General features: G+C 62.7%; 12 protein-coding genes and 1 pseudogene. 10 read left to right on the top strand and 3 right to left on the bottom strand.

Annotation, left to right across the window (positions count from 1 at the left end; genetic code table 11):
* Positions 1 to 75: 75 nt before the first annotated feature.
* From AC0L3N_RS23940 to AC0L3N_RS23925, 4 genes are all read left to right on the top strand, one after another.
* The gene (locus tag AC0L3N_RS23940; RefSeq protein WP_473549821.1) at positions 76 to 1,728 is read left to right on the top strand and encodes an ABC transporter substrate-binding protein; all 1,653 of its coding nucleotides are present in this window, start codon (positions 76 to 78) and stop codon (positions 1,726 to 1,728) included.
* 227 nt (positions 1,729 to 1,955) lie between these two features.
* On the top strand, positions 1,956 to 2,990 hold the full coding sequence (locus AC0L3N_RS23935) for an ABC transporter permease (RefSeq protein ID WP_473549820.1): 1,035 nt from the start codon (positions 1,956 to 1,958) through the stop codon (positions 2,988 to 2,990).
* A 12-nt stretch (positions 2,991 to 3,002) separates the two neighbouring features.
* Positions 3,003 to 4,160 carry an ABC transporter permease gene (locus AC0L3N_RS23930; protein WP_473549818.1) on the top strand — a complete coding sequence of 386 codons (1,158 nt, stop codon included), beginning with the start codon at positions 3,003 to 3,005 and terminating at the stop codon, positions 4,158 to 4,160.
* A 48-nt stretch (positions 4,161 to 4,208) separates the two neighbouring features.
* Complete coding sequence (locus AC0L3N_RS23925) at positions 4,209 to 6,425, top strand: dipeptide ABC transporter ATP-binding protein (protein ID WP_473549817.1); 2,217 nt, start codon at positions 4,209 to 4,211, stop codon at positions 6,423 to 6,425.
* Between the two features lie 13 nt (positions 6,426 to 6,438).
* Here AC0L3N_RS23925 and AC0L3N_RS23920 read toward each other — a convergent pair whose 3' ends face one another.
* Positions 6,439 to 7,029 (bottom strand): transglycosylase SLT domain-containing protein, encoded by a 591-nt coding sequence (locus AC0L3N_RS23920; RefSeq protein WP_123152015.1) that lies wholly within the window; start codon positions 7,027 to 7,029, stop codon positions 6,439 to 6,441.
* Between the two features lie 217 nt (positions 7,030 to 7,246).
* Here AC0L3N_RS23920 and AC0L3N_RS23915 point away from each other — a divergent pair, with 217 nt between their 5' ends.
* Complete coding sequence (locus AC0L3N_RS23915; protein ID WP_473549815.1) at positions 7,247 to 8,785, top strand: trimethylamine methyltransferase family protein; 1,539 nt, start codon at positions 7,247 to 7,249, stop codon at positions 8,783 to 8,785.
* A gap of 87 nt (positions 8,786 to 8,872) precedes the next feature.
* Entirely contained in the window at positions 8,873 to 11,314 is a 2,442-nt protein-coding gene (locus AC0L3N_RS23910; protein WP_473549814.1) for a GcvT family protein, read from the top strand.
* A 19-nt stretch (positions 11,315 to 11,333) separates the two neighbouring features.
* Here AC0L3N_RS23910 and AC0L3N_RS23905 read toward each other — a convergent pair whose 3' ends face one another.
* Positions 11,334 to 11,726, bottom strand: coding sequence for a DoxX family protein (locus tag AC0L3N_RS23905; protein ID WP_473549811.1), 393 nt, complete (start codon positions 11,724 to 11,726; stop codon positions 11,334 to 11,336).
* Positions 11,727 to 11,965: 239 nt separating this feature from the next.
* Between AC0L3N_RS23905 and AC0L3N_RS23900 the strand changes: the two genes are divergently transcribed.
* On the top strand, positions 11,966 to 12,400 hold the full coding sequence (locus tag AC0L3N_RS23900; RefSeq protein WP_473549810.1) for a hypothetical protein: 435 nt from the start codon (positions 11,966 to 11,968) through the stop codon (positions 12,398 to 12,400).
* Positions 12,401 to 12,606: 206 nt separating this feature from the next.
* Here the strand turns inward: AC0L3N_RS23900 and AC0L3N_RS23895 are convergent, their stop codons facing one another.
* Positions 12,607 to 13,383, bottom strand: coding sequence for a VOC family protein (locus tag AC0L3N_RS23895; RefSeq protein ID WP_473549808.1), 777 nt, complete (start codon positions 13,381 to 13,383; stop codon positions 12,607 to 12,609).
* 177 nt (positions 13,384 to 13,560) lie between these two features.
* Between AC0L3N_RS23895 and AC0L3N_RS23890 the strand changes: the two are divergent.
* The 3 genes and pseudogenes from AC0L3N_RS23890 (at position 13,561) to preA (ending at position 17,098) form a co-directional block, all read left to right on the top strand.
* Positions 13,561 to 14,276, top strand: a pseudogene (locus AC0L3N_RS23890) (gamma-glutamylcyclotransferase).
* A 141-nt stretch (positions 14,277 to 14,417) separates the two neighbouring features.
* Positions 14,418 to 15,782 (top strand): NAD(P)-dependent oxidoreductase, encoded by a 1,365-nt coding sequence (locus AC0L3N_RS23885; protein ID WP_473549807.1) that lies wholly within the window; start codon positions 14,418 to 14,420, stop codon positions 15,780 to 15,782.
* Positions 15,783 to 15,784: 2 nt separating this feature from the next.
* A complete protein-coding gene (gene preA / locus AC0L3N_RS23880) occupies positions 15,785 to 17,098 on the top strand; it encodes an NAD-dependent dihydropyrimidine dehydrogenase subunit PreA (RefSeq protein WP_473549805.1) in 1,314 nt (437 codons plus the stop codon).
* Positions 17,099 to 17,479 lie beyond the last annotated feature (381 nt).

The raw sequence follows: 17,479 nt of genomic DNA, 5'->3' as shown, positions 1-17,479 counted from the left end.
AACCCGTGCCGTTTTTGACATCATGGCCCGGATGCGGAATGGTAAAAGGCAGAAAGCCAACAATGGGAGTTCGTGATGACAATCTACAAGAGTAATGGCGATCGCGTTCCGGATCACATCCATGCAATGGCCGAAGAAGCCAGGGCCGGACGTGTCGATCGCCGCGAGTTTCTCGCTTTGGCCAGCGTCTTCGGCGCGTCCACGGCGATGGCCTATGGTATGCTCGGCCTCGCCGATCCGACGCCGGCGAGAGCACAGGACGTACAGGGCAAGAAGGGCGGCATACTGAAGGTCGCTATGTGGATCAAGGATGCGAAGGATCCGCGCAAGGCCGACTGGTCGGAAATCGCCAATGCCGAGCGCCAGGCACTCGAGCCGTTGGTCAAGTACACAAACGAATACACGTTCCGCCCTTATCTGCTCGAGAGCTGGGACGTCAACGACGATGCCACCGAGTACACGCTGCATGTGCGCAAGGGCGTCACCTGGAACAACGGCGATCCGTTCACCGCGGACGACGTCATCTTCAACTTCAAGCGTTGGGCCGACAAGAAGGCCGAAGGCAATTCCATGCCCGGTCGTCTCGGCTCGCTGGTCAAGGACGACAAGCTGGATGAGAGCGCAGTCACCAAGGTCGACGATATGACGGTCAAGCTGAAGCTCAGCACGCCGGATATCGCGCTCATCCCCAATGTGTGCGACTATCCCGGTCTCATCGTCCACAAGACCTTCGACGAAAAGGGTGGTGATTTCAAAGCCTGCCCGATCGGCACCGGCCCGTTCGAACTCGTCTCCTACGATGTCGGCCAAAAAGTGGTCTACAAGCGCCGCGAAGACAACAAGTGGTGGGACGGCGAGGTCTTTCTCGACGGCATCGAGTTCATCGACTACGGCACCGATCCGGCGGCCACGGTCAGCGCCTTCGAATCCGGAGAGGTCCATACTAATTTCGAGACGTCGGCCGACTATGTGTCGATCCTCGACGGTGTCGACCTGGTCAAGTACGAGGTGGTCACCGCAGCGACCATCGTCTGCCGCACCAATGTGGCCAACAAGCCTTATGACGATCAGAAGGTCCGCAACGCGCTGCAGCTCGCAGTCGACAACGCTGTCGTGCTCCAGCTGGGCGGTGGCGATGCCGGTACTGTCGCCGAAAACCACCATGTCTCGCCGATCCATCCGGAATATTACGAGCTGCCGAAGATTGCCCGCGATCCGGCCAAGGCGAAGGCGCTGATGGAGGAAGCCGGTCAGGCCGATTTCGAGCACGAGCTGATCACGGTCGACGAAGACTGGCACAAGAACACCGGCGATGCGATCGCCGCGCAGATGCGCGACGCCGGCATCAAGGTGAAGCGCACGGTGCTGCCGGGTTCGACGTTCTGGAACGACTGGACCAAATATCCCTTGTCGATGACCAACTGGAACATGCGGCCGCTCGGCGTCCAGGTTCTGGCGATCGGCTACCGCACCGGAGAAGCCTGGAACGAAACCGCCTGGTCGAATCCCGAATGGGATGCCAAGCTCAACGCCGCGCTTTCGGTCGCCGACGCCGCCAAGCGCAAGGAGATGATGAAGGACATCGAGCAGATCCTGCAGGATTCCGGCATCATCATCCAGCCCTACTGGCGCAAGCTCTACAGTCACTCGGTGGCTGCCGTTAAGAACTACGCCATGCACCCGACCTTCGAGCGCGACTACGGCAAGGTCTGGCTCGACGAGGCCTGATCGGATCGATCGTGGAAGGGGCGGTTCGCCCCTTCCACCCACGCCATGCATGATTCCAGAACCGAAAGTAGGCGCAGCAAGAAAAGCGCGGACTCTTCGGATAGGGGCGTGCAATAAGACAGGGTTGATCGCATTCTGAGGGTCCGTTTGACAGCCAGCTCTGCCGATAAGCGGCTGAGTTGGTTCCAAGCCGGCCTCAACCCCAACCAGACCGGCAGGGGGCCGCCATGCTTTCCTTCATCCTTCGACGCCTCGGCACCATGGCATTGACGATGCTGTGCCTGACGTTGGTCGTCTTCTTCCTGATCAATCTCGACCCCAACCTGAAAAAACTGGCCATCAGCCAGACCGAAATGCACACCTCGGCCGAGCAGCTCGAAAGCTGGCTGGTCAACCATGGCTACCGCCAGAATTTCTTCTCCCGCTACGGCCAATGGCTGGGTATCGTGCCCAAACAGCCGGTCACAGACCCGGCAACGGGCAAACCCGCGCGACGTTTTTCCTTCTGCAACGATCCAGTCGAGCCGACGTTCTCCGGCGTGCTGCAGGGTGATTTCGGGTGCTCGACCAAATTCAAGACGACGGTCGCGTCGAAGCTTTTCCCGGCGCTCGGCGCCACCGGCATACTGATGTTCTGGGTGCTTGTGGTGATGGTGCCGATCTCGCTGCTGATCGGCATCCTCGCCGGCATGCGCGAGGGCACGCGAACCGACCGGACGTTATCCGTCGTCTCCATCGCCTCGACGGCGACGCCCGAATATGTGTCGGGCGTCATCTTCACCGTCATCTTCGCCTCATGGCTCGGCTGGCTGAACGGTTCGGCGGCTTCGGCCAGCCGGGGCATCACCTTCTACAACTTCACCTTGCCTGTCATGACGCTGGCGATCTACGCCATCGGCTACATCGCAAGAATGACCCGCGCCTCGATGGTCGAGGTGATGACGCAGCAATATATCCGCACCGCCCGGTTGAAGGGCCTCTCCTTCGGCAGCGTCGTGGTCAAGCACGCGCTGCGCAACGCGCTGATCGCGCCGTTCACGGTCATCATGCTGCAATTTCCCTGGCTGCTCACCGGCGTCGTCATCGTCGAGGTGATGTTCCGCTATCAGGGCTTCGGCTACACACTGGTCGAGGCGGCCGGCAACAACGACATCGATCTTTTGCTCGGTTGCTCCCTGGTCTCGGTGCTCATCGTCCTGATCACGCAGCTCATTTCCGATGTCGGCTACGCGTTTCTCAATCCGCGTATCAGAGTTCAATAGGGGATCGGGCGGATGTTGCTTGAATATATCGGCGCCTTCAATGTGGTGCTTGGCGTGCTTGCGCGTTTCTGGCCGGTCTGGATCGCTCTCGTCCTGTTGATGGGGACGAGCTTCGCCTACAAGAAGAGGCTTGGCCTCTATGGTCAGCTCTTCGACAGCGCCGTCGGCATCGTCGGCGTCGGAATCTGCCTGTTCTGGCTGTTCACGGCGATCTTCGCGTCGACCATCTCGCCCTTCAATCCGCTTGCCCAGGTGGCGATCATGAAGGATGCGCTGCCGGGCGCGATCGAGCCGCAATCGGGACTTGTCTACCTCTTCGGCGGCGACAAGCTCGCCCGCGACGTGTTCAGCCGCATGGTCTTTGGCAGCCAGATCGTGCTGATCATCGCGCCGGCGGCAACCGGCTTCGCGCTGATGGTCGGCATCACGCTCGGCCTGCCGGCCGGCTATTATGGCGGCAAGATCGATACGGTGCTGTCCTTCCTCGCCAACCTGGTGCTCGCCTTCCCGGTGATCCTCCTGTTCTACCTGCTGGTGACGCCGGGCATCATGGACACGCCGATACCCTATGCGCTGGCCGGCCTGTTCTTCCTGTTCCCGATCATCTTCTTCAGCGTGCTGTTCTGGACGCGCTACAAGAAACGGCCCGACCGCCTCTACATCCTCTTGGGACTGACGCTGATTATTGGCGGCTGGGTCTATGCCGGCCTGGTCTTCGATGCCGACCCGTTCAGGATCATCCATATCGATCCCAACCAGCTCAACATCTTCGTGGCGGTGGTGTTCGCCTCCAGCCCGGGCGTGTTCCGTATCGTGCGCGGCCTCACCATGGACATCAAGACGCGCGACTATGTTGCGGCGGCGCAGACGCGCGGTGAATCGCCCTGGTACATCATGCTGTGGGAGATCCTGCCCAATGCGCGCGGGCCGCTGATCGTCGATGGCTGCCTGCGCATCGGCTACACCACGATCCTGCTCGGCACGCTCGGCTATTTCGGCCTGGGGCTGGCGCCCGAAAGCCCGGACTGGGGCACCGCGATCAAGGACGCCAGCCGGCTGCTGCGCTCCTTTATCCACCCGGCGCTGCCGCCGACGATCGCGCTGATGTCGTTCGTGCTGGGGCTGAACCTTCTGGCCGACTCGCTGCGCGAACAATCGATGAAAGATTGATGGACGGGTCTTCGACCCTATTTAGAAGAACAAGGATTGGAGCGACCCATGAATGAGGCAGTTCGAAATCCCACCAACCCGACCAATGGGCCGATCATCGAGATCGAGAACCTGTCGATCTCCTTCTTCACCCGCAAGGGTGAGATACCGGCCGTCATGGACTTTTCCTGCACGGTCATGCCTGGCGAAGCGATGGGCATCGTCGGCGAATCCGGCTGCGGCAAGTCGACCGTGTCGCTCGGCATCATGCGCGACCTCTCCAACATCGGAAAGATCGTCGGCGGCCGGATAAAGTTCCAGGGCAAAGACATGGGCGAGCTGTCCGACGAGGAACTGCGCGCCATCCGCGGCAACAAGATCGCGATGATCTACCAGGAGCCGATGGCCAGCCTGAACCCGGCGATGAAGGTCGGCCAGCAACTGATGGAAGTGCCGCTGATCCACGACAAGGTGTCGAAGGAAGAGGCTTACAAACGCGCGCTGGAAATGGTGCGCTCGGTCAGACTGCCCGATCCGGAGCGCATGATGCGCTCGTTTCCGCACCAGCTTTCCGGTGGCCAGCAACAGCGCATCGTCATCGCCATGGCACTGCTGTCGAAGCCGGCGCTGCTCCTGCTCGACGAGCCGACGACAGCGCTCGACGTGACGGTGGAAGCCGGCATCGTCGACCTGGTCAAAGGGCTCGGCGAGAAGTTCGGCACCTCGATGATCTTCGTGTCGCACAATCTCGGCCTGATCCTGGAAACCTGCGACCGCATCACGGTGATGTATTCGGGCGAAGCGGTGGAGACCGGCAAGATCAAGGACGTCTTCGACCGGATGCGCCATCCCTACACGCAGGGCCTGTTCCGCTCGATCCCGCTGCCCGGCGCCGACAAGAATTCGCGGCCTCTGATCTCCATCCCGGGGCAATTGCCGCTGCCGCACGAGCGGCCGAAGGGCTGTAATTTCGGCCCCCGCTGCCACCATTTCGTCGAGGGCGTCTGCAACGCCGCCGAAATCCCGATGATCGCGGTCGAAGGCCATGAAGGCCATTTTTCGCGCTGCGTGCGCTTCAACGAGATCGACTGGGAAGCGCTGCCGCCCGGCGCCAAGAAGGTCAACGAGCGCGTCGAGCCCGGCGCGCCGGTGCTCAAGATCGAGGATCTCAAAAAGTACTACAAGGTCGGCGGCAGCGAGGTGTTCGGCTCGAGCGAAGGCCGCGTCGTCAAGGCCAACGAGACGATCTCCTTCATGGCGCGAGAATCCGAGACCGTCGCCATTGTCGGCGAGTCCGGTTGCGGAAAGTCGACGCTGGCCAAGGTGCTGCTCGGACTGGAGACAGCAAGCTCGGGCAGCGTGACGCTCGGCAACCAGCAAATCCAGTCGACCGGCGTCGAGAACCGCAGCGTCGAGACGGTGTCGTCGATCCAGATGGTGTTCCAGAATCCGTTCGACACGCTCAACCCCAGCCACACGGTCGGCTCGCAGATCATCCGCACGCTGGAAAAATTCAATGTCGGCAACACCGTCGCCGACCGCCGCAAGCGCATGCTGGAGCTGCTCGACCTGGTGAAGCTGCCGCGGGCGTTCGAGACCCGCAAGCCGCGCCAGCTTTCAGGCGGCCAGAAGCAGCGCATCGGCGTGGCGCGGGCCTTTGCCGGCGACGCCAAGGTGGTGGTGGCCGACGAGCCGGTCTCGGCGCTCGACGTGTCGGTGCAGGCGGCGGTGACTGAGCTTTTGATGGACATCCAGCGCAAGAACAAGACGACGATGCTGTTCATCAGCCACGACCTGTCGGTGGTGCGCTACATCGCCGACCGCGTCGTCGTCATGTATCTCGGCTATATCGTCGAGCAGGGCACGACCGACCAGATCTTTTCGCCGCCCTATCATCCCTATACCGAGGCGCTGCTCTCGGCGATTCCGATCGCCGACACCAGCGTGATCAAGAAGCACATCGTGCTGGAAGGCGACATTCCGTCGGCGATGAACCCGCCAACCGGCTGTCCGTTCCAGACGCGCTGCGGCTACAAGAAGCTGGTGCCGGACAATCTTTGCGAGACGCAGGTGCCGCCAGTGAAGAATCTCGGCGACGGTCATATGAGCCTGTGCTGGCTTGCCGACGACGTGCTGGCGAAAATGGAGCCGGTGATCAAGTTCGACAAGGAGCATGCCGCCAATGAAGGCGTACCGGACGACGCGCCGCACGGCGTCGGTCCGGGCTTTGCCGGCGTTCCGCCCAAGCGTCCACGCGGCAAAAGGCCGAAGCTGACGGATGGCTAGGTCCGAGACGCCGTCAAGGCGCGCATTGGCGTAGCTGCGCGGCGTAGTCCCGAGCCATCTGCTCGGTGGCCCGCGCATAGCGCTGCACCCCGGCATCGCCGCGGTTCCCGCGGCCATAGGCCGTCCAGCCGAGATAATAGGCCAGATAGAGGTTGTAGGTGTCGTTGCGAGCGACGCCGAGCGTGTCGGCGGTCTTGGAATGATACCAGCCGACGAAATCGACGGCATCGGCGAATCTGGTGCGGCGCGCCGCCCAGCTGCCGGTCTCGCTTTGATACTGCGCCCAGGTGCCGTCAAGCGCCTGCGAGAAGCCGGTGGCGCTGGAGACACGTTTCCAGGGAATGAAGCCGAGAAGCTTGGTGCGCGGCGGCCTGGCGTTGCTCTTGAAGCCGGATTCCTTGCGCACAGTCGCCATCAGCACGGGAACCGGCACGCCGTGCTTCTGTTCGGCGCGTTCGGCCGCCGCCTGCCAGTTGTCGAACCAGCCGTCATTCTGGTCGAACACGGCGCAGACATCGTTGATATGGTTCGGCGGCGTCGCGCAGGCCGACAGCGCCAGCAGCACGGTAGCAGCTACAATTTTACTAAAACTCGACCTACCCATTGGAAGAGGATTAGGCCGAAAACATAAAAGGAATCTTGCTGCGTTCCTTAACGGCCCATCGGCCGCTTTGGTCGGGCAGAGCGAAGATGGATATTCCGACGTTTTCCGTCGCTTTTGTCGGCATGAAGCTACCAAAATGCCGCTTTGGCTAAAATCACGCCCGTGGGTGGCGGATTTCTGACAGCCCGATCGTCGTGCCGGCGCTTTGATGCGCCGCATGACCGAACCGAGACGCAAGCGCGGCGCTGAGCGAACCAGCAACAGGGGGCCGGCCGCCATCCCGCAACTGCCGCTGCGGCGCGTGACAAATCCCTATCCGCCAATGGCGATGCTCTCGGCCGACCAGATCGAGGCGATCCATCAGGCGTCGATGCACATTCTGGAGAATTTCGGCATCGAGGTGATGAGCTCGCGGGCGCTTTCGCTGTTCGAAAAGGCTGGGGCCAAGGTCGATCATGCGTCGATGACTGTCCGCATCGACCGCGGCATGGTCGACCAGGCACTGGGGACGACGCGGTCGAGCTATACGCTGACGCCGCGCAACCCGGTCCGTGCCGTTCATCTCGGCGGCAACACCATCAATTTTACGCTCGTCGCCGGACCTCCCAACGTGCACGACATGGAACGCGGCCGCCGCGCCGGAAACCTGCGCGACTACTGCGATCTCACCCGGCTGGCGCAGCATTTCAACTGCATCCACATGCTGGGCAACCAGGTCTGCGCGCCGGTCGAACTGCCGGCCAATTCCCGCCACCTCGACACCTATTTCGCCAATCTGACGCTGACCGACAAAAGTTTTCACGTCTCGGCGATCGGCCGCGGCAGGGCGTTCGACGGCATCGAAATGATGGCAATCGCGCGCGGACTGACGCTCGATCAGATGCGCGACGACCCCGGCGTCACCACCATCATCTCGGTCAACTCGCCGCGCCGCTTCGACGAGATGATGGCCGAAGGGCTGATGACCATGGCCGAGTTCGGCCAATCGGTCGCGGTGACGCCGTTCACGCTGATGGGGGCGATGAGCCCGGTGACGCTTGCCGGCGCGCTGGCGCAACAGAACGCCGAGGCACTGTTCGGCGTGGTCTTGACGCAGCTTGTCCGCCCCGGCGCCCCGGTCATGTATGGCGCCTTCACCTCCAATGTCGACATGAAGTCGGGCGCGCCGGCCTTCGGCACGCCGGAGAACACCAAGGCCAACATCGCCTCCGGGCAGCTGGCACGGCGCTATGGACTGCCCTACCGGACAACGCCGGGCTCGGCCTCCAACGCCGCCGACGCGCAGGGCGCCTATGAGACGCTGATGGCGCTGTGGGGCGCGGTGCTCGGCCACGGCAACCTCGTCTACCACGCAGCCGGCTGGCAGGAGGGCGGGCTGACCGCGTCGTTCGAAAAGTTCATCATCGACGTCGAGATGATCCAGCACATGATGGAGTTTCTGCGCCCGATCGAAGTCAACGAGGCGGAACTCGCTGTCGAGGCGCTGGGTGCGGTGCCGACCGGCGGCCATTTCTTCGGCGAGCCGCACACGCTGGAGCGCTACGCCACCGCCTTCTACCAGCCGATGCTTTCCAACTGGCAGAACTACGAGGCGTGGCAGGAGGCCGGCGGGCTCGACGCCACGGCGCGGGCGACGCGGCTGTGGAAGAAAGCGCTGGAAGATCATGTCGAACCGGCGATGGATATTTCCGTGCGCGAGGCGCTGGAGGCGTATGTGGCCAGGCGCAAGGAAGCGATCGGGCAGGGCGAGCCGTGATGGTCGAAGGCTTGCGTTCGTGTGGCTTGGCTCCTCCCACCCCGATTCATCGTTCCCCTCCAACTTCCTGAAATAACGAGAAAATCCATGAAATCGCATGCAAAGGTCGTGGTCATTGGCGGGGGCGTCGTCGGCTGTTCGGTGCTGTTCCATCTCGCCCGTCACGGCTGGACCGACATCGTGCTTCTGGAGCGTGACGAGCTGACCTCCGGTTCGACCTGGCATGCGGCCGGCGGCATGCACACAATCAACGGCGATCCCAACGTCGCCAAGCTGCAGAAATACACGATCTCGCTCTACAAGGAGATCGAGGAGCTGTCGGGCCAGGCGACCGGCGTCCACCTGACCGGCGGCGTGCTTTTGGCGGCGACCGAGGCGCGGCTCGACTGGCTGCGCGGCGTCGTCGCCAAGGGCCGCTATCTCGGCATCGACCTCGAGGAGATTTCACCTGATGAGGCGGCCGAATTGATGCCGCTGCTCGACCCGAAGCAGTTCGTCGGCGCCGTCCGCAACAAGGAGGACGGTCATCTCGATCCATCGGGTGTCACCCACGCCTATGCCAAGGCGGCGAGAAAGCTCGGCGCCGAGGTTGAACGCTTCACCAAGGTCGAGGACATCGTGCGCCGCGCCGACGGGCTGTGGCGCGTCATCACCAACAAGGGCGAGGTGGTGGCCGAGCATGTCGTCAACGCCGGCGGCCTGTGGGCGCGCGAGGTCGGCCGCATGGTCGGGCTGGAACTGCCGGTGCTGGCCATGGAGCACATGTACCTGATCACCGAGGACATGCCGGAGGTTGCCGCCTGGAACCAGAAGACCGGCACGGAGATCATCCACGCGGTCGATTTCGACGGCGAACTTTATCTGCGCCAGGAGCGCGGCGGCATGCTGATGGGTACCTATGAGAAGGCCAACAAGCCATGGTCCGAATTTACCACGCCGTGGAATTTCGGCCACGAACTGCTGGAGCCTGACATCGACCGCATCGCGCCATCGCTGGAAGTCGGCTTCCGCCATTTTCCGGCCTTCCAGAACACCGGCATCAAGCAGATCATCAACGGCCCCTTCACCTTCGCGCCCGACGGCAACCCGCTGGTCGGGCCGGTGCGCGGCCTGCCGGGTTTCTGGGTCGCCTGCGGCGTCATGGCGGGTTTCTCACAGGGCGGCGGCGTCGGCCTGGCGCTGTCGAACTGGATGATCGAGGGCGATCCAGGCGCCGACATCTGGGCGATGGATGTCTCGCGCTACGGCGATTGGGCAACGATGGCCTACACCAACGCCAAGGTGCGCGAGAATTATTCGCGGCGTTTTTCCATCCGCTTCCCCAATGAGGAGCTGCCTGCCGGGCGGCCGCTCAAGACCACGCCGGTCTACGACCTTTTGTCGGCCAAGGGCGCGCAATGGGGCGTGGCCTATGGGCTGGAGGTGCCGCTGTGGTATGCGCCCGAGGGCGTCAGGGACAAGTTCTCGTGGCGACGCTCGAGCGATTTCGAGCATGTCGCAAAAGAGGTGAGGACAGTGCGGACAAGTGTCGGCCTGTCAGAGATTTCGAGCTTCGCCAAATACAGGGTGACGGGCGAGGGCGCGGCGGTCTGGCTCGACCGCCTGCTTGCCTGCAGGCTGCCAAAATCCGGCCGCATGACGCTGGCGCCGATGCTGAAGGAAGACGGCAGACTGATCGGCGATTTCTCGCTGGCCAATCTCGGCAGCCCCAATTCCAACGGGGAGGGCTGGTTCCTCGCCGGTTCCGGCATTGCCGAGGAGTATCACATGCGCTGGTTCGAGGCGCATCTGCCGCAAGATGGCTCGGTCCATATCGAGGCGCTCGGGGCGAGACTGACTGGCCTGTCGATTGCCGGTCCGAGGGCGCGGGACGTGCTGGCAAAAGTCACGCGGGCGGATGTGTCGAATGCGGCGTTTCCGTTCATGGCCGTCCGCAAGGTGGATATCGGCATGGCGCCGTGCCTGGTCGGCCGAGTCAGCTACACCGGCGATCTCGGCTACGAGATCTGGGTGGCGCCGGAATATCAGCGTGCCACGTACCAGACCCTGATGGCGGCTGGCGAAGAATTCGGCATCGGCCTGTTCGGCTCGCGCTCACTCAATGCGCTGCGGCTGGAGAAGAACTACGGCTCGTGGGCGCGCGAATACCGGCCGACCTATGGTCCGCTGGAGACCGGGCTCGATCGCTTCGTCGCCTACGGGAAAGAAACCGATTTCATCGGCCAGCAGGCGGCACTCGCCGAGCGCCGGCAAGGCGGCAAGCTGCGGCTGCGTGCCTTTGTCGTCGATACGGCAGACGCCGACGTCATCGGTGACGAGCCGATCTGGTTCGACGGCGTCGTGCGCGGCTGGGTCACGTCAGGCGGCTACGCGCATCATTCGAAGACGTCCGTGGCTATGGGCTACGTGCCGAAGGAAATCGCCGATGAGGCCGACGGTTTCGAGATCGAGCTCTTGGGTAAGCGCTATCCCGCGCGCGTGCAGCCGACACCGCTGTTCGACGCGAATCTCGAGCGGATGCGGGGGTAAAGGCGCCGCTGGTGGCGGCTCAAGCGCTGCGGCAGTTGTCCAGCGCCAAGGCGCCGGGACCAGCAAACACCAGATAGAGGAAAATGAAGCAGAACGAGATCGTCGCGTCGCCGCCATTGTTGACGGGGAAGAAATCGCGCGGCATGTGCGCCATGAAATAGGCGATCGCCATCTCGCCGCTGAGAAGAAATGCGACCGGCCTGGTGAAAAGCCCCAATACCAGCAGGATGCCGCCGACGAATTCGAGGATGCCCGCGGTCAGCGATAGGCCGCTCAGGGTGCCGGCGTGTTCGCTGACCGGGAAATTGAACAATTTCTGGGTGCCGTGCTCGATGAACTGCAACGCGGTCATGATGCGCAGAACCCCCAGCGCCTGCGGCTGATATCTGGCAAGGCCGTCGAAAAACTCCATCTTACCCCGAACCGGCCATGAATTATCGCCCGGCAAGGGACCATTCACTTCGCATGGCCTGCCATCAACAATCGGTGATTGGAAATGTCCCTCGTCCTTTAATATTTTTTCTCGCTAGGGTTGTATTTATATCTCTATAGTTGTATTGATATCCAGACACTCCAAACCATGTGGGTTCCGTTGCCATGAGAAAAGTCGTCGTCAGCCTATTCGCTATCCTTGCAGGCACCAGCGTCGCCATGGCCGACGACGCCGGCTGTGCTGCCTTCAAATGGCCGGTGACGCGGGAGGAGGCGCTGTTTGCGGCGGCGCCCGCTGCGCAGTCCGGGGCTGACCTTTCGGTCGGCGAGGCTGCAGATGTGGCATTGGCGCCGGTCGACGCGATCAGCTTCACCGCTCCGCCGGAACGCGCGCCGGCAGCCGGTACGTTCGGCGCAACGGCAAACGTGGCCGTGCCCCCGGAGGGAGAGCTCCAGATCAGCCTGTCTGATGAGGCCTGGATCGATATCGTTCAGGACGGCAAAGCCGTGAAGTTGGCGGCTTTCAGTGGTATTAAGACCTGTCCGGGCATCCGCAAGAGCGTGCGCTTCAAGCTGGCCGCCGGCCCGGCGACCATCCAGCTGAGCGGCGCCAAGAAAGAGACCCTTAAGATTGCGGTGCTGGCGCCGGAATGATTTTGCGCCCTGAGGCAATTCAGGCCATGCTGTTCGCTCGGTCGATTTCAGCGGCGTGGAAACCTGTCCTGGCATTTGCAAAAGCGTGCGTTTTCAAGCTTGCGGCGGGTGCCGCGACCGTCCAACTCAGCGGCGCCAAAGGCCGGTCTCAAGTCAAGTGCTGACGCTGGAATGATCCAGCGGCAGCACTCGGTTGGTCAGGACGCCTACCTGACCGGCGCCGTCAGCGCGAAATGGGCGCCTTGCGGGTCCGTGCACTGCACGATCCAGCTGCCGCCGGGGACCTCCATCGGACCCATCACGATCTTGCCGCCATTGTCGGTCACGCGCTTGGCTGCCGCGTCGATGCTAGGTACATTGAAATAGAACAACCAGGCCGGCACGGGAATCTGCTCGGGCTTGTTCATCATGCCGCCAATAGGTTCGCCGCCGGCGGCAAAGAGCTGGTAGATGCCCATCGGCCCCATATCCATGGCGTCGCCCTTCGTCCAGCCGAATTGCCCGGCATAGAAATCGAACGCAGCCCGCCAGTCGGTCGTGTAGAGTTCATGCCAGCCGATATTGCCGGGCGTCGCCAATGGCATCGGCGGCTGGTCGGGGCCATCCGGCTGCAGGAAGTTGAAGGCCGCGCCTTGCGGATCGGCGACGACGGCAAAACGGCCGACGCCCGGAATGTCATCGGGTTCGCGGTGAACCGTACCGCCGGCTTCCTTCAACGATTTCGTCGAAGCGTCGACATCCCTGGTGTGGATGTAGCCGACCCAGGCCGGCGGCATGCCCATCTTGCGCACGTCCTCAGGCTGCGCCATCAGCCCGCCGACGCCGCGCTCGCCGATATTCATGACGATATAGCGCGGCATGCCGGGCGCGCCCTCGAAGGGTTGCGCCTTCCAGCCAACCACGTCGGTATAGAATGCCTCGGCGGCGTCGAGGTCGGTGGTCATCAATTCGTACCAGAAAAAGGACATCGGAGACTTTGGCATTGTCGTACTCCTTGGGTTTCCAGTGATCGATCATGCGTGATCCATTCTAGGATGATCTTCGCGACGGAATTCCGACATCTGGGCCAGAAATCGATGGCGGCAAGGCACCCCTCGTTCGCAATCTTGCGCATGCTGCGGTTTTCGACTTTGCTTATCGTCAACGGGGGGTGTTGATCCATGCGTCGGATGTCGCTCACTTCAGAGCCTGTCGCGCCATGCCATCGGAGGAGGCCGATCCCGGTCCCGATGGCAGCTGGACGCAACTGGACGATGAGGATTTCCAAACCCTCGCGTCGCGGCTATCTGATGGAGCAGACGCGGGCCCCTTGTGGGTGTTCGCCTATGGCTCGCTGATCTGGAAGCCGGCTTTCGAGTCCGTCGAACAACAACGAGCCACCGCTTTCGGCTGGCATCGGTCCTTCTGCCTCGACATGGTCCGCTGGCGCGGCAGCGCCGAGCAGCCGGGCTTGATGATGGCGCTCGAACGGGGCGGGCGGTGCAACGGGGTGATCTACCGCTTGCCGGAAGGCGAAAAACCGCTCCAGATCGAAAGACTGTTGCGGCGCGAGATCGACGATCACGAGAGTATTGGTTCAGTCAGATGGCTTCCGGTGCGTACGGCTCAAGGTTCACTGCGGGCGCTGGGCTTCTGGGTCGGTGTGACCGGCAGGGGGACGTCGCTCAACCAGCCGCTGGAGAGGGTGGCCCAAGTGCTGGCGCGGGCGTGCGGGCATGTCGGGTCGGGCGCCGAATACCTCTATAATACCGTCAGTCACCTGGAAGAATTCGGCATTCGCGACCGCAATCTGTGGCGGCTGCAGGAACTGGTCGCGAACGAGATCAGGTCGATCCATGGTCGTGCCCCCGGAATGGGCCTCCTGTCTGCGTCGTGATCGCTCGCACATCTCGAAAACATGACTACAATTATCATATTTTTATTAAGCGTTTTCAGCAACTTGGCTGAAAATTGACCAATTGATAAAAAAACAAAACGTGTTAGCCTTCCCCAAAACCACAAGAAATGGGGAAGCGGAATGGCGACTGGTCATTTCAAGCAGGGCATTGCCGGCGGCCGGCTTTCGCCTGAACAATATGCGGATAATTTTTCCGACCTGCATCCGCCGCTCGATCATCACGAGGCGCTGGTCGAGTCCGATCGCTGCTATTTCTGTTATGACGCGCCGTGCATGAACGCATGCCCGACCTCGATCGACATCCCGCTGTTCATCCGCCAGATCTCGACCGGCAATCCGATCGGCTCGGCCAAGACGATTTTCGACCAGAACATTTTGGGCGGCATGTGCGCCCGCGTCTGCCCGACCGAGACGCTGTGCGAGGAAGTCTGCGTGCGCGAAGTGGCGGAAGGCAAGCCGGTGCAGATCGGCCGCCTGCAGCGCTACGCCACCGATGTCGCCATGGCTGAGAATAAGCAGTTTTACCCGCGCGCCGCCCCGACCGGCAAGACGGTCGCCGTCGTCGGCGCCGGACCGGCCGGGCTTGCCGCCGCTCATCGGCTCGCCCGCCACGGTCACGACGTGACCATCCTGGAAGCCCGTCCGAAAGCCGGCGGCCTCAATGAATACGGCATCGCCGCCTACAAGAGCATCGACAATTTCGCCCAGGCCGAGGTCGACTATATCACGTCGATCGGCGGCATCGACATCCAGAAAGGCAAGGCGCTCGGCCGCGACTACCAGTTGTCGGACCTGACCAGGAATTACGACGCGGTGTTTCTCGGCATGGGGCTTGGCGGCGTCAATGCGCTGCGCGCCGACGGCGAGGACGCGCAAGGCGTCACCAATGCGGTGGAGTTCATAGCGGAGCTTCGCCAGGCAAGCGATCTTGCCAGCCTGCCGGTCGGCCGGCGCGTCGTCGTCATCGGCGGCGGTATGACGGCGATCGACGCGGCGGTGCAGTCCAAGCTGCTCGGCGCCGAAGAGGTGACGATCTGCTACCGGCGCGGGCAGGAGCACATGAACGCCTCCGAATTCGAGCAGGATCTGGCCGCCGCCAACGGCGTCATCATCCGTCACTGGCTGCAGCCGAAGCGGGTCATCGCCGAAGGCGGCAAGGTGTCGGGCATCGAACTCGAATACACGGCGATGGATGGCGACAAGCTCGTCGGCACCGGCGAGCGGCTGACGCTTACCGCCGACCAGGTGTTCAAGGCGATCGGCCAGAGCTTTGTCCCGGCTGCGCTGAACGGCAGCGGTGCCTTGCTTGCTTTGGAAGCCGGCCGCATCAAGGTCGATGCCGAAGGCCGCACCTCGCTGGCCAATGTCTGGGCCGGCGGCGACTGCATCTTTGGCGGCGACGACCTGACAGTCTCCGCCGTCGCACAGGGCCGCGACGCAGCCGAATCGATCCACCGGGCACTGACCTCGAACGGGAGGGCATGAGCATGGCAGACATTCGCAACAATTTCGTCGGCATCAAATCGCCGAATCCGTTCTGGCTTGCTTCGGCGCCGCCGACCGACAAGGCCTACAACGTCATCCGCGCCTTTAGAGCGGGCTGGGGCGGCGTTGTCTGGAAGACGCTCGGCGAGGAAGGCCCGCCGGTGGTCAACGTCAACGGCCCGCGCTACGGCGCGATCTGGGGCGCCGATCGCCGCCTGCTCGGCTTGAACAACATCGAGCTGATCACCGACCGCGACCTGCAGGTCAATCTGCGCGAGATCAAGCAGGTCAAGAAGGACTGGCCCGACCGCGCCATTGTCGTCTCGCTGATGGTGCCTTGCGAGGAGCATGCGTGGAAGGCGATCCTGCCGGTGGTCGAGGAGACGGGAGCCGACGGCATCGAGCTCAATTTCGGCTGCCCGCATGGCATGTCGGAGCGCGGCATGGGCTCGGCGGTCGGCCAGGTGCCGGAATACATCGAAATGGTGGTGCGCTGGTGCAAGGCCAACACCCGCATGCCTGTGATCACCAAGCTGACGCCCAACATCACCGACATACGCAAGCCGGCGCGTGCCGCCCTTGCCGGCGGCACCGACGCGGTGTCGCTGATCAACACCATCAATTCGATCACCGGCGTCAATCTCGATAGTTTCGCACCGGAGCCGACGATCGACGGCAAGGGTTCGCATGGCGGCTATTGCGGCCCGGCGGTGAAGCCGATCGCCATGAACATGGTCGCCGAGATCGCCCGCGATCCGGAAACGCATGGGCTGCCGATCTCCGGTATCGGCGGCATCACCACCTGGCGCGACGCCGCCGAATTCATGGCGCTCGGCGCCGGCAATGTTCAGGTGTGCACGGCGGCGATGACCTATGGCTTCAAGATCGTGCAGGAGATGATCGCCGGCCTGGAAAACTGGATGGACGAGAAGGGCCATGCCTCGCTCGACGACATCGTCGGCCGCGCCACGCCCAACGTCACCGACTGGCAGTATCTCAACCTCAATTACATCGCCAAGGCGCATATCGACCAGGAGGCCTGCATCAAATGCGGCCGCTGCCACATCGCCTGCGAGGACACTGCGCACCAGGCAATCACCGCAATCGTCGATGGCGTCAGGCATTTCGAAGTGATCGAAGCTGAATGCGTCGGCTGCAATCTCTGCGTCAATGTCTGCCCGATCGAGAACTGCATCACCATGGAGCCGCTGGCGGCCGGCGTGATGGACCAGCGCACCGGCAGGCCGGTATCGCCGGTCTACGCCAACTGGACAACGCATCCGAACAACCCGATGGCCAAGGTGGCGGCGGAATAGGAGGCGGACGGGTGAGCCATCTGTCTCCCTGGGCAGAGGAGATTCGTTCGGCGCCCGAGCGTGCAACTTAGCAGAACTTGGGTTCCTCGCCCCACGGAGTGGGGAGAGGTGGCCCGGCGAAGCCGGGACGGAGAGGGGCCTTCGCGGCGTCTGGGAGTTCGTTATCTCAAGGCGCCTGATAGGGTTGCATCATGGCCGGTCTTGCGCCCAGTCCCTCACCGGTTCGGGCTTCGCGACTGTCGTCCCCCTCTCCGTCCCAGCTTCGCCGGGCCACCTTGTATGGGGCTTTCGCTGTCAAGGGGCCTTTCAAGGCGGCCATCCCTTTGTTCGACGGTTTGGCGGCCATCCCTCCGTCCCGACCTGCTTTTGGAGGGAGCGTCG

It is taken from the genome of Mesorhizobium sp. WSM4807, from assembly GCF_055811615.1.
The sequence above is the reverse complement of the archived record's forward strand: the minus strand, read 5'-3'. Positions and strand labels throughout refer to the sequence as shown.